This window comes from Neisseria sp. HMSC070H10 (assembly GCF_001837635.1).
GTDB lineage: Bacteria > Pseudomonadota > Gammaproteobacteria > Burkholderiales > Neisseriaceae > Neisseria > Neisseria subflava_A.
The window spans coordinates 21,753-33,347 of sequence record NZ_KV833368.1 but is presented as its reverse complement, the minus strand read 5'-3'; the positions used below and the strand labels follow the sequence as shown (position 1 = coordinate 33,347).

Genomic DNA, 11,595 nt, shown 5'->3' with positions numbered 1-11,595 from the left:
AACACCAGCCACCCCGCAAAAATACTATACTTCCCACATTACAAACATTTCTTATTACAAGGATACACATTATGAAAAAAGTTCTCTTACCTGCCCTTTTGGCCGCTTCACTCAGCGCATGTACAGTCGGCACACCCGGCGTTTCCGTCGGCTTAGGCGTCGGCACAAGTATCGGCCGCCACGTCGGCTTGGGCACATCCATCAACATCCCTGTTGGCTTGGACAAAACCACCAAAGGCACGGATTCAGACGGCATCCGTATCTCAGAAGAACAAATCGTGACCTATTTCGATGCACACGGCACACCCAGCAACAGCGCAGTCAAAGGCGGCTTCCATCGCCAACTGATCAGCAAACGCAACAACGAATATGTCGTCCAAGACTTTTACAGCGACAACAGCCAAAAACGCACGGACCCCTACGTCCTCAGCCGCAACCAACTGATGCAGTTCCGCGCCACGCCAAGCAACGGCTCGCTGACCACTTACGCCTACAACGGCACGGTGATGCAGCAGCAAGTGTTCCAAAACGGCAAATTGGTTAACGCCAAATACTAAAGGCCGTCTGAAACGGCTGGGGAGCATGTGAAACTTGATTACAAAATATTTTTAACATTCAAACATTTGAAATATTTTGCACCATTTTCTTAAAAATATTGATTGACACATTTTTTCCAGCCATTATAATACGCCCCATTCCCCGATAGCTCAGTCGGTAGAGCGACGGACTGTTAATCCGCAGGTCCCTGGTTCGAGCCCAGGTCGGGGAGCCAAATTTCAAAAGCCTGAACTGCTGTTCAGGCTTCCTTACATCAATAAGGAACGCTTGTTCTTTCCCAAAGAAAGCCCATGAATCCTCATAATAAAAAAGGCCGTCTGAAACCCAAATCTGGCTTCAGACGGCCTTTTATTTATTTTTAAATCAACGGAAGAAATCGCCCATACCTGCAGGCAGGCCTTGGGTGAATGCACCCATGGTTTTGTTGGTGGTTTCTTCGGCTTTTTCAGAAGCGGCATTGATAGCGGCCAATACCAAATCTTCCAACATTTCTTTGTCGTCAGCGGCTTCTTGAATCAAATCAGGGCTGATTTCAAGTTTGCGGACAACATGCGAACACGTCATCACAACTTTCACCAAACCATTGCCTGCTTCACCTTCAACTTCGGTTTCAGCCAGCTTGGCTTGTGCCTTTTTCATGTTTTCCTGCATTTGTTGAGCCTGTTTCATCAGGCCGCCTAATCCGGCTTTTCCGAACATATTTTACTCCTATGGGTTTGAAATAAATGGGTTCACTCATGCCGTCTGAAAAACGCTCTTGCCTTTCAGACGGCCTTGTATATCAGTATTTTAAGAATGTCCTGCCAATTCTAAAGAATCCGGCAGCCATTGCGCTTCAAAGGTTTGCAAGATTTTCTGCGCCGTTGTATCCGCTTCCAGCAAATCTTGCGCCTGCTGCCGCCCTTCTTCTTGAATACGTTTGCGGCGCATAACCGGCGTTTCCCAGCCTTTATCATCCTGCCAAGGCTCGGTTTGCAGCCTTAAATTGCCAAGATGGTATGCCTCGCTCAACGTCTGGCAGATTTTATCCAAGCGCTCTTTATTGGCAGTGGCTTTGGCCTCATCCGTCAACGACAGCATGATTAATCCTGCTTCCGCATCATAACTCGTCCATGCCGCATTTTGTGCCAACATCTGCGCCGCACCTAATTTACGGGCGAAACGTTCGATAATGCTGTGCCAATTCTCAGTTTTAAACTCAGGCAAAGGAGCGAACTGAAGCTCTTCTTCATCTCCCTCCTCTTCTTCAGGCTCAGCAGACACAACCGGCTGCGGTACTTCCATCACATCAGCACGATGTGAATCTTCAAATGCATATGCTTCATCAAAATACGGAGGTGGAATTTCCTCATCCATGTGCGGATATTCTTCCGGCTCAGGGGCCGTCTGAACTTTTGCAACAGGCAATGGCGCCTCCGCTTCTTGCATCTGCACCGTTTGTGTTTTAGGCGGCTCAGCCGATACTTGGCTCGGCATTTCCTCCCAAGGCGGTACATCCGCCTGTTGTTGCAGAACAGGCTGAACGGTTTCTTCAGACGGCCTTTCAACGGCATCCTGTTTGGCAGAAGCAGCCTCTTTCTCAACCGCCGTTGCTGCTATCGGCTCAGATTTCGGCAGCTGAAAAGGCTTTTTTTCGGCCTCAGCTTTCTGATGGTCGGAATGCAAATCCGTATGTTCAATCTGACTTTGTGTATCGCAACCGGAAGCGGCCAACGGCGCAAATGCGAGCATGCGCAAAAGCGTCATGACAAAACCGGCATACTCGTCCGGAGCCAGCGGTAAATCCTGTTTGCCATGAATAGCACATTGATAATAAAGCTGAATTTGCTCGCCACTCAAAGCCTGACTTAATCGCAGCAAGGTTTCACGTTCAGGGTCGTCATTTGCCAAGGCAGAAGGAATGGTTTGAATCAAAGCCAAACGTTGCAACAACATGGTCAATTCTGCCAATGCGCTGTCAAAACCAATCGCTCTGGCGGACATTTCCTGAGCTTTTTCCAGCAAGGCCTCGCCGTTTTGATTGATGATTCCTTCAAGCAATTCAAACAGGTATTGTTTATCGACCGCTCCGATCATCTGGCGGACATCTTGTTCGGCCACTTTACCCGAACCCATGGCAATCGCCTGATCCAAAAGACTCAACGCATCGCGCATCGAGCCGGCGGCAGCACGGCCTAAAAGTTGCAAAGCCTGTGGCTGATAAGGAACGTTTTCACGGTCCAATACATGCGCCAAATGCTCGGCAACCTGCTGCGTTGTCATGTTGCGCAACACAAACTGCAGACAACGGCTCAATACGGTAATGGGGACTTTGTGCGGATCGGTGGTTGCCAAAATGAATTTAACGTGTTCAGGCGGTTCTTCCAAAGTCTTCAGCATGGCATTGAATGCGCTTTTGGAAAGCATATGCACTTCGTCGATGATATAGACTTTGTATTTACCCGCAGTCGGCGCGTATTGTGCGTTTTCCAACACTTCGCGGATATTGTCGATACCGGTATTCGATGCCGCGTCGATTTCCAATAAATCCACATAACGGCCGCTGTCGATTTGCGTACAGCTTTCACACTGACCGCACGGCTCGCCATGCACGGCATTTTCGCAGTTCAAGCTCTTAGCCAAAATCCTGGCAATCGTAGTCTTGCCCACACCGCGCGTCCCTGTCAGCAGATAGGCATGGTGCAGACGGCCTTCGTCCAGCGCGTTGCGCAGGGCTTTGACGACGTGTTCCTGACCGACCAAATCGGCAAAGGTTTTCGGACGCCATTTTCGTGCAAGAACTTGATAAGCCATGTTGTTTCTCTACGGGAAATAAATCGGAAGGCCGTCTGAAAAGAATTATCCGCTTTTCAGACGGCCTCAGAAAATGGCATATATTCTAGCATTTTTTTGATTTTTATTAAGGATTTTCTATCAAGGCTACGGCGACAGCATGTCATTGCAATGTTAGAGTGCTACATAAATGATAAGTAATTTGAAGTTTGAAACATCATGTCCGAAATCATACTACGCAACCAATCAGCCACTATGCAAGTCAATACAATGGGCGGATATATTGATTCCTTGATTCTAAAAGGACGGGAAGTCTTATTTCCGAAAACCAGCGTCCAAGTCGCTAATGACACAAAATTACGCGGTGGTATGCACGTTTGCTTACCCCAATTCGGACCGGACAGCAAAAATCATCTGGCCCAACATGGTTTCGGCAGAACTTCAGACTGGGAAATCCGCCATCAAAATGAATCGGATATCGGCTTGAAATTAATCAGCACAGAAAAAGGCTATGAACACGTCAAATGGTTGCTTGATTACAGTCTGCCTAACGAAAATGAAGCCATCGCCATCCTAACTGTCTACAATTACGGCGAATCACCCGTCCGCACGTCCCCAGGATTCCACCCCTACTTTACCGCCGCAGGTACACAATTTGATTTCAACGGCGCGCCATACGATGCCGACTATATCTCCCATACCGAATTTGTTTCCTCCGACCAGGATGCACACGTTGCATTTGACGGCTTGAAACTGGATATCCGCACCCACAATCTGCCTGTGTATGCCCTTTGGAGTGATCGAAACGGTCAATATACTTGTGCAGAGCCAACTGCAGAAGGCAATGCGTTTTTATCCCCTGCCCGAGGCGGTCAGTTTGTTTCAGGACACAGCAAAAAACGTTACGCCATGAAAATCAGACTGACAGCTTAAATTGTTCTGCAAAGTCATAAATACTTAAAAACCACCCCGAAGGGTGGTTTTCTTATGGCTCACAGGCCATTGTTATTGATTGCATTCGCAATATCGCGCACCGCTGTTACATACATGCGGCTGTGGTTGTATTGCCATACTGTGTAGAAGTTATTCAAGCCCAAATAGTATTCAAATACGCCCGGGCTGGTTTCCAAAGCATACAATACAGCCTTTTCATTATCCGCAACAGCAGCTTGAGGCACGACACCCAAAGCTTTGAAATCTGAGACAGTACGTGTCAAAGCAGTTTTCTCATCGATAATCGCCTGCAAGTGCGGCGTAATCGTCAGACTGACCGGCACAACTATCTTACCGCCGGTCTGCCAGCCATGCTGTTTCATATAATTGGCGACAGAGGCCGCCACATCGCCAACATTATTCCAAATATCGCGATGACCATCACCATCATAGTCCACCGCCCATTTACGGTAGCTTGAAGGCATAAATTGCGGCATGCCCATCGCGCCGGCATAGCTGCCTTTGAAGTCAAAGATATTTTCTTTTTCTTCTTTTGTCATCAGCAAAAGTTCGCTCAATTCGTTTTGGAAAAATTCGGCACGGCGGGGATAATCAAAGGCCAATGTACTCAAGGCATCGGCAACGCGGAAGCTGCCCGTATTTTTGCCGTAATTGGTTTCAATACCGAGAATCGCCACAATCAATTCGGCAGGTACGCCGTATTTGCGTGCCACATCATCAATTACGGCACGGTTTGCCGCATAGAATTGTCTGCCGCCATTAAATTTGGCTGCACCGGAGTTACCGGTACGGAATTCATACCACGGACGCGAAGTGCTTGGGCGGTACATAATGGTAATAATGTTGCCTTTATACACCGCGCCATTAAAGAAATTGCGCAATTCTTCCGCACTGAAACGGCGGTTTTTCACTTCATATTGGATAAACTGCTGAACATTGACGTTCTCATTAAAACCGCTGCTGGCAACAGATTCAGCCGCAGCATCAAATACAGGTCGTTTTGCAGAGGAAACAGGCTCGACAGGTTTTGCCGTATCAACAGCAGGCTTTTGCGGGGTACTACATGAAGCCAGAGCCAAAGCAGCCAGACCCATCCCAAAGATTTTGATTTTATTCATAAATAATCTCTTTATTAAATACTATGATAAATCCGAATACGAAAGAATATTCGTCCAACACATCATCTCTCTATGCCAACTGCCATACTTTTTAATCAGCCAAAAATATAAACAACTCGGCACCTATTGGCTTCGGCTCAAACACATAAACAAGGCCGTCTGAAATCCAAGGAAACCCTTGATTTTCAGACGGCCTTGAATGAATCAATTACTCAGCGGCTGCAACAACAGCAACGGTAATTTTAGCAACAGCGTCAGTGTGCAGAGCCACTTCAACTTCGTATTCGCCAACAGCTTTCAAAGGACCGTTAGGCAGACGTACGTTTGCTTTAGCAGCTTGGATACCGGCAGCAACAATCGCTTCAGCGATGTCAGCATTGGTAACAGAACCGAACAGACGACCATCAACACCGGCTTTTTGAGCAACAGTAATGGTTTGGCCTTCCAGTTTTTCTTGACGTGCTTTAGCATCAGCCAAGATTTCAGCTTGTTTGGCTTCCAATTCAGCGCGGCGTGCTTCGAATTCTTTCATGTTGGCTTCGGTTGCACGTTTTGCTTTACCGGCAGGGATCAGGAAGTTGCGTGCGTAACCGTTTTTAACGGTAACGATGTCACCCAAGTTACCCAGACCGCCGATTTTTTCTAACAGAATAATTTGCATGATTTAAACTCCAAAATTATTTGTGTTGATCGGTGTAAGGCAACAGAGCCAGGAAACGGGCACGTTTCACAGCAGTAGCCAACTGACGTTGGTAGTGTGCTTTAGTACCAGTAATGCGGGCAGGGATGATTTTGCCGTTTTCAGAGATGAAGTCTTTCAACAAATCAACTTGTTTGTAATCAACTTCTTGGATTTTTTCAGCCGTAAAGCGGCAGAATTTTCTACGTTTGAATGATTGACGAGCCATTGTCGTTTAACCTTTATATTCTTTAATGTTCTGTATGCGTAGTACCGGCTTGGGGAAGCGTTGGCTGCGTTGCGCTAAAAAACCTTCCGACTCGATGATGGCATCTTGCCGATACTGCCATTCCTCAGCCTGCTTACCTAAAATCCGTGCGGGAATTTCAAATTTGACCAGACATTTCTGTCCGTTTTCTTCCTGCCAAGACTCATGTTGTAACACAACATCTAAAACAGGGATTCCTGCCGGCGTATATCTCAAAGGCTGAACCTGCAAGATACGGGCGGTAAGCTTAATCAGATTGTTCAATCTTATTCGGCTGCTGCAACTTCTTCAGCTGCACCGTTCAGCAAGTTTTTTGCTTTTTCGCCGCCCAGCATTGGGGAAGCTTCAGTTACAGCGTGTTTTGTTTTGATGGTCAGGTGACGCAGTACGGCATCATTGAAGCGGAAAGCAGTTTCCAGCTCTTCAACCACTTCAGGAGTAGTTTCGATATTCATCAAAACATAATGTGCTTTGTGGATTTTGTTGATTGGGTAAGCCAATTGACGACGGCCCCAGTCTTCCAAACGGTGGATTTTACCGCTGGCTTCAGTAATCATGGTTTTGTAACGCTCAACCATAGCAGGCACTTGCTCGCTTTGATCAGGATGAACGATAAACACGATCTCGTAATGACGCATGTTATCTCCTTATGGATGATTAAAAACAGCCTTTCACCATGCGAAGTAAAAGGCAAGGCAAAGAGGCTGAATTTTATCCGCATTTCTTAAAAAATACAAGTCCGGATTCAAAATCCACTTTCTTTTCAATTAAAAAACAACAATAGGCCTTATGGTTATTTCCTAGCAAACCACTCAACTATCTGCCAAAAATCTGCTAAAATCTGCCCCATCCTAATAAATACAGCATCAGAAGGCACACAATCATGGCTCTTTTGCAGATTTCAGAACCCGGCATGTCCGCCGCCCCCCATCAACACCGCCTCGCCGTAGGCATTGATTTAGGCACAACCAACAGCTTGGTTGCCACAGTCCGCAGCGGCAGCGCAGTCTGCCTGCCTGATTCAGACGGCCGCGCCACCCTGCCTTCGGTTGTCCGTTATTTGGATGGCGAAGTTGAAGTCGGCAAAAACGCCCTTTCTGCCCAAAAAACCGATCCGCTAAATACAGTCAGCTCCGCCAAACGCCTGATCGGCCGCACCCTTACCGACCTCGCACAAGAGGCGCAATACCTGCCCTATCGATTTACACCCAATGAGCGCGTGGTCGAGTTAAACACCCGTCAAGGTGCAAAAACGCCTATCGAAGTATCGGCTGAAATCCTCAAAGCCCTTAAATCGCGTGCCGAAGAAACATTAGGCGGCGATTTGGTCGGTGCCGTCATTACCGTACCTGCCTATTTCGACGATGCCCAACGTCAAGCCACCAAAGATGCCGCACGCTTGGCAGGCTTGAATGTATTGCGCCTCCTCAACGAGCCGACCGCCGCCGCAATCGCCTACGGACTGGACAACGCTTCAGAAGGCACGTTTGTCGTTTACGACCTGGGCGGTGGTACATTCGACGTATCAGTATTGCAACTGACCAAAGGATTGTTTGAAGTTAAAGCCACCGGCGGCAACAGCGCATTGGGCGGCGATGACTTCGACCATCGTTTGTTCTGCTACCTGCTCGAACAAAACGACCTTTCCAAACTCAACGAACAAGACAGCCAACTTCTGCTTTCCCTTGTCCGTACCGCCAAAGAAAAACTGACCACTCAAACCGAAGCCGTCATCGAAACCACACTTTCAGACGGCCATAAAGTTCATACCGTCATTACCCGCCAAGAGTTTCACAATCTGACCCAAAATCTGGTACAAAAAACCATAGAGCCGGTCAAACAGGCTTTGAAAGACGCAGGCGTAACCAAGGCCGATGTCAAGGGCGTGATTATGGTTGGCGGCTCTACCCGCATGTTGCACGTTCAACAAGCGGTTGCCACATTCTTTGGTCAAACTCCGCTGAACAACCTCAATCCTGACGAAGTGGTCGCACTCGGTGCCGCCATACAGGCAAACGTCCTTGCCGGTAACAAAACCGACGGCGAATGGCTGCTGCTTGACGTTACACCCTTGTCGCTTGGTCTGGAAACCTACGGCGGTCTTGCCGAGAAAATCATTCCTCGCAACTCCACCATTCCTACTGCACGCGCGCAGGACTTCACCACCTTCAAAGACGGTCAAACCGCTATGACGATACACATTGTACAAGGCGAGCGCGAACTCGTTTCCGACTGCCGCAGCCTTGCCAAATTTACCCTGCGCGGCATTCCGCCCATGGCTGCAGGCGCAGCGCGTATCCGCGTGACCTTCCAAGTTGACGCTGACGGTTTGCTGTCTGTTTCCGCACAAGAACAAAGCACCGGCGTACAGGCGCAAATCGAAGTCAAACCTTCCTACGGTTTGGACGATAGCACCATCACCCAAATGCTCAAAGACAGCATGAGCAACGCCGCCGAAGACATGGCCGCACGCGCACGTGCCGAAGCCGTAGTCGAAGCCGAAAGCCTAACCGACGCCGTTAACGCAGCCCTTGAGTTAGACAGCGATTTGTTGGAAGCCGAAGAATTGCAACAGATTCAACAAGACATCGCCAACTTGCAAGGCCGTCTGAAAGACGGCAAAGCCGAAGATATCCGTGCCGCTGTCGCCAAACTCAGCCACAGCACCGACAACTTCGCCGCCAAGCGCATGAACCGCAACATACAGCGCGCCCTGACAGGGCAGAATGTTGATAACATTTGACAGTAAAAGGTTTCAGACGGCCTATACAACGAAATAGGCCGTCTGAAGATAGCGTCTGTAAAAACGAAATAAAGAATCAAGATGGAAAAATCCGGCATTGTCTGTCTGATGAATATTTCGGCAAAAGCGGAACAAAATTAACCACTGAAATCGAAGACGGACTCCATTTGAAAAAATTGGAGATATAAAATGAGCTATTTAAATTTAGATGATGATATGTATTTGGTTTATGATTTTAAAAAAGATATGAAAAATAGAAAAAAGAAGGAGCATATTGAAGATACAAGATTACTGTCATTGAATGACGAAAGTATCTTTGGCATCAAAAAAGACAAAGGATTGTTTGCGTCGGATGAATGGTGGGCTAATATTGATTCCGGACAGATTATCACCAGAAGCGTTTCCGGAGTAATATCGTCAATATATGAGGCAGGAATGGAAAGAAGAAACATACCGAATAGTTTTAGTTTTATAGATGGTGAAGGCATCGTAAGGAATGAAAGTATGTATATGATGAATAAATCCGACAGACATTTATTTTGTGAAGGGAAAAAAATTGCTATTTTTTACGCGTATGACGAATTAAAAATATCAAAACAAAGAAAAGGAGACGTAATTGATTTGGAAAACAACTATGTTGAGCAAGTCATTGAAATGGCAATTTCAAAATAATCAGATGACGCCGGTGCCCAAGCCTACCAACTGGCCGATGGCGTCGGCAAAGTGGCCGATGCCGTCAAAAACCAAACCGGACAGCAAGGCGCCGTCCTCTTGTCCGTCGAAGCCGGCTTCGGCTTTAAAACCGCCGGCAAGGAACAAAACCAAAACTACCGCCAAAGCCGCGAAAGCAGCCTGAAAGCTGGCGGCGACATCAATATCCGCAGCCGCGAGGGCAACATTACCGTCCAAGGCAGCACATTATTTATACCACCTACTCCAAAAAAGGTTTAAAACAAGCCTATTCCGAGTACCTGACATTATTCGAATCAAAATGAGACTCTGGCACCAAACCCTCATTCCCCTGCTCCCCCGCGCCCAACTTTTAGGGCAACACCGCGAATGCGCCGCCTTACGTGGAGCAGGCTGGGGCAGGCCGCATGCGACGGTGAATTACGTCTTCACCCATTCGCCTTACAAGCTCTATCTGTATCACGCGCTGATTATGGAAGAAATGGAAAAATGCGGCTACAAGCCTGACGTTTTATGGAAAGACCCGTTGTATCGCGGCAAAGCCGTTGCCCCATACCACGCACACACTGCTGAAACAGCTACTTCGCCGATTTACACCGAACATGATGATGCCTACTTAGACGAATGCCTGGAAAATTTAAAAAGTAAAGGCATCATGTTATAAACCCATTTTTCAGACGGCCTGAATATTGAATACCCAAGGCCGTCTGAAGCCGCTTTAACCACAACCACTCTTAAACAACTGAGACAATAAAAATGCCAAAAATTACCGTACTCCCACACGCGACATTATGCCCCGAAGGCGCGGTTATCGAAGACGCACCGGAAGGCCAAACCGTCCTTGACGTACTGCTCGACCATGACATCGAAGTCGATCACGCCTGTGAAAAATCCTGTGCCTGCACAACCTGCCACGTGATTATCCGCAAAGGTTTTGACAGCTTGGAAGAACCAACCGAATTGGAAGAAGACCTGCTCGACCAAGCATGGGGCTTGGAAGCCGATTCACGCTTGAGCTGTCAGGCAGTCGTTGCCGATGAAGATTTGGTCGTAGAAATTCCTAAATATACGATCAACCATGCGCGTGAAGACCACTAGAACAAGGCTTAATGAAAAAGGCCGTCTGAAACCACAAATTCATGGTTTTCAGACGGCCTTTGGGTTATGCAGCAAATTATTTGATATGAGGGAAAATAAAACGCATACGCGAAATCTGCATGGAGGCCACTTTCTGCATAGCGGAATAATTTTCAATTTTTTCTTGCATTCTGATTTGATGCATATTGCCGTGATGCTTAGGAGCAGATTTTTGAGGCTCGCTTGTCGCCTGCAACTCTTGCTCTGTTTTCAACACTTCCTCTGCCTCGATGGCCGAAAGTGCAGCCTCATCCCTTACCAAACCGAAACGCTCGATAATGACATTGGCTTTATCTATATAATGAGATTTGTCCGCGCCATTTTCCAACACCACATCCTCAAGTACGACCGACAAATGCTTGCCGCACTTTTCGATACGCTCGGCGATACGCGAATAAACCATCCAACGTTTCAACCTCAATGCGCCTGCATCGTCATTGGGCGAAGCGGCATCCAGTTTAATTAAGCCATAGTGCTTGCCGTAATACAGACGGAACACCAGCTGCTTCAAACCTTCTGTTTCGTCCAGCATCCGATAAAGTTCGCGAACCAACAACAGCAAACGGTCAAATGCGCCTGCTTTATTAGACAGATACTCCGGATCATCTGAAGCAAGCGCGTAAATCAGTTTGGACAGCTTGGCGTTGAGTGCGTTATTCATCTTTTTTCCTTTTAT

Annotated in this window: 15 protein-coding genes and 1 tRNA gene; 8 read left to right on the top strand and 8 right to left on the bottom strand. The window is 47.5% G+C overall.

All coding sequences use genetic code 11. The features are described 5' to 3' along the window. The first annotated feature begins 71 nt into the window (after positions 1 to 71). Together HMPREF2606_RS04510 and HMPREF2606_RS04505 are read left to right on the top strand one after the other, a co-directional pair. Entirely contained in the window at positions 72 to 557 is a 486-nt protein-coding gene (locus tag HMPREF2606_RS04510) for a NemA protein (protein WP_070583654.1), read from the top strand. A gap of 139 nt (positions 558 to 696) precedes the next feature. After that, a tRNA-Asn gene (locus HMPREF2606_RS04505) sits at positions 697 to 772 on the top strand. Between the two features lie 149 nt (positions 773 to 921). On the opposite strand, the gene HMPREF2606_RS04500 is transcribed toward HMPREF2606_RS04505, so the two are convergent. Both HMPREF2606_RS04500 and dnaX read right to left on the bottom strand, forming a co-directional pair. Then, the gene (locus HMPREF2606_RS04500; RefSeq protein ID WP_003678854.1) at positions 922 to 1,257 is read right to left on the bottom strand and encodes a YbaB/EbfC family nucleoid-associated protein; all 336 of its coding nucleotides are present in this window, start codon (positions 1,255 to 1,257) and stop codon (positions 922 to 924) included. A gap of 90 nt (positions 1,258 to 1,347) precedes the next feature. Beyond that, complete coding sequence (gene dnaX / locus HMPREF2606_RS04495; RefSeq protein ID WP_070843374.1) at positions 1,348 to 3,351, bottom strand: DNA polymerase III subunit gamma/tau; 2,004 nt, start codon at positions 3,349 to 3,351, stop codon at positions 1,348 to 1,350. Between the two features lie 198 nt (positions 3,352 to 3,549). On the opposite strand from dnaX, the gene HMPREF2606_RS04490 reads away from it, so the two are divergent. Next, positions 3,550 to 4,263, top strand: a complete 714-nt coding sequence (locus HMPREF2606_RS04490; RefSeq protein ID WP_070843373.1) for an aldose epimerase family protein — start codon at positions 3,550 to 3,552, stop codon at positions 4,261 to 4,263. 59 nt (positions 4,264 to 4,322) lie between these two features. Here HMPREF2606_RS04490 and mltB read toward each other — a convergent pair whose 3' ends face one another. The 5 genes from mltB to rpsF all read right to left on the bottom strand — a co-directional run bounded on the left by mltB (position 4,323) and on the right by rpsF (position 6,987). After that, positions 4,323 to 5,402 (bottom strand): lytic murein transglycosylase B, encoded by a 1,080-nt coding sequence (gene mltB / locus HMPREF2606_RS04485; protein ID WP_070843372.1) that lies wholly within the window; start codon positions 5,400 to 5,402, stop codon positions 4,323 to 4,325. Between the two features lie 208 nt (positions 5,403 to 5,610). Next, the gene (gene rplI, locus HMPREF2606_RS04480) at positions 5,611 to 6,063 is read right to left on the bottom strand and encodes a 50S ribosomal protein L9 (RefSeq protein WP_003678862.1); all 453 of its coding nucleotides are present in this window, start codon (positions 6,061 to 6,063) and stop codon (positions 5,611 to 5,613) included. A 16-nt stretch (positions 6,064 to 6,079) separates the two neighbouring features. Next, positions 6,080 to 6,310, bottom strand: a complete 231-nt coding sequence (rpsR, locus tag HMPREF2606_RS04475) for a 30S ribosomal protein S18 (protein ID WP_003678863.1) — start codon at positions 6,308 to 6,310, stop codon at positions 6,080 to 6,082. Between the two features lie 6 nt (positions 6,311 to 6,316). Further along, a complete protein-coding gene (priB, locus tag HMPREF2606_RS04470) occupies positions 6,317 to 6,619 on the bottom strand; it encodes a primosomal replication protein N (protein WP_191620669.1) in 303 nt (100 codons plus the stop codon). Then, positions 6,616 to 6,987, bottom strand: coding sequence for a 30S ribosomal protein S6 (gene rpsF / locus HMPREF2606_RS04465; RefSeq protein WP_003686150.1), 372 nt, complete (start codon positions 6,985 to 6,987; stop codon positions 6,616 to 6,618). The genes priB and rpsF overlap by 4 nt, the downstream gene beginning before the upstream one ends. 245 nt (positions 6,988 to 7,232) lie before the next feature. On the opposite strand from rpsF, the gene hscA reads away from it, so the two are divergent. The 5 genes from hscA (at position 7,233) to fdx (ending at position 10,880) form a co-directional block, all read left to right on the top strand. Then, positions 7,233 to 9,092, top strand: coding sequence for a Fe-S protein assembly chaperone HscA (hscA, locus tag HMPREF2606_RS04460; protein WP_070843371.1), 1,860 nt, complete (start codon positions 7,233 to 7,235; stop codon positions 9,090 to 9,092). Positions 9,093 to 9,281: 189 nt separating this feature from the next. After that, positions 9,282 to 9,764 (top strand): hypothetical protein, encoded by a 483-nt coding sequence (locus tag HMPREF2606_RS04455; protein ID WP_013449309.1) that lies wholly within the window; start codon positions 9,282 to 9,284, stop codon positions 9,762 to 9,764. 51 nt (positions 9,765 to 9,815) lie between these two features. Next, the gene (locus HMPREF2606_RS10660; protein WP_283122343.1) at positions 9,816 to 10,043 is read left to right on the top strand and encodes a hemagglutinin repeat-containing protein; all 228 of its coding nucleotides are present in this window, start codon (positions 9,816 to 9,818) and stop codon (positions 10,041 to 10,043) included. Positions 10,044 to 10,083: 40 nt separating this feature from the next. Beyond that, positions 10,084 to 10,446 (top strand): TIGR02328 family protein, encoded by a 363-nt coding sequence (locus HMPREF2606_RS04445; protein WP_070713389.1) that lies wholly within the window; start codon positions 10,084 to 10,086, stop codon positions 10,444 to 10,446. Between the two features lie 92 nt (positions 10,447 to 10,538). Next, entirely contained in the window at positions 10,539 to 10,880 is a 342-nt protein-coding gene (gene fdx / locus HMPREF2606_RS04440) for an ISC system 2Fe-2S type ferredoxin (protein WP_003686005.1), read from the top strand. Positions 10,881 to 10,956: 76 nt separating this feature from the next. Here the strand turns inward: fdx and HMPREF2606_RS04435 are convergent, their stop codons facing one another. After that, a complete protein-coding gene (locus HMPREF2606_RS04435) occupies positions 10,957 to 11,580 on the bottom strand; it encodes a hypothetical protein (protein ID WP_070713391.1) in 624 nt (207 codons plus the stop codon). Positions 11,581 to 11,595: the final 15 nt, after the last annotated feature.

Excerpts from the sequence above, each read along its gene's own strand:
- HMPREF2606_RS04510 (WP_070583654.1), top strand. The coding sequence starts at position 72 with ATGAAAAAAGTTCTCTTACCTGCCCTTTTGGCCGCTTCACTCAGCGCA.
- HMPREF2606_RS04500 (WP_003678854.1), bottom strand. The coding sequence starts at position 1,257 with ATGTTCGGAAAAGCCGGATTAGGCGGCCTGATGAAACAGGCTCAACAA.
- dnaX (WP_070843374.1), bottom strand. The coding sequence starts at position 3,351 with ATGGCTTATCAAGTTCTTGCACGAAAATGGCGTCCGAAAACCTTTGCC.
- HMPREF2606_RS04490 (WP_070843373.1), top strand. The coding sequence starts at position 3,550 with ATGTCCGAAATCATACTACGCAACCAATCAGCCACTATGCAAGTCAAT.
- mltB (WP_070843372.1), bottom strand. The coding sequence starts at position 5,402 with ATGAATAAAATCAAAATCTTTGGGATGGGTCTGGCTGCTTTGGCTCTG.
- rplI (WP_003678862.1), bottom strand. The coding sequence starts at position 6,063 with ATGCAAATTATTCTGTTAGAAAAAATCGGCGGTCTGGGTAACTTGGGT.
- rpsR (WP_003678863.1), bottom strand. The coding sequence starts at position 6,310 with ATGGCTCGTCAATCATTCAAACGTAGAAAATTCTGCCGCTTTACGGCT.
- rpsF (WP_003686150.1), bottom strand. The coding sequence starts at position 6,987 with ATGCGTCATTACGAGATCGTGTTTATCGTTCATCCTGATCAAAGCGAG.
- hscA (WP_070843371.1), top strand. The coding sequence starts at position 7,233 with ATGGCTCTTTTGCAGATTTCAGAACCCGGCATGTCCGCCGCCCCCCAT.
- HMPREF2606_RS04455 (WP_013449309.1), top strand. The coding sequence starts at position 9,282 with ATGAGCTATTTAAATTTAGATGATGATATGTATTTGGTTTATGATTTT.
- HMPREF2606_RS04445 (WP_070713389.1), top strand. The coding sequence starts at position 10,084 with ATGAGACTCTGGCACCAAACCCTCATTCCCCTGCTCCCCCGCGCCCAA.
- fdx (WP_003686005.1), top strand. The coding sequence starts at position 10,539 with ATGCCAAAAATTACCGTACTCCCACACGCGACATTATGCCCCGAAGGC.
- HMPREF2606_RS04435 (WP_070713391.1), bottom strand. The coding sequence starts at position 11,580 with ATGAATAACGCACTCAACGCCAAGCTGTCCAAACTGATTTACGCGCTT.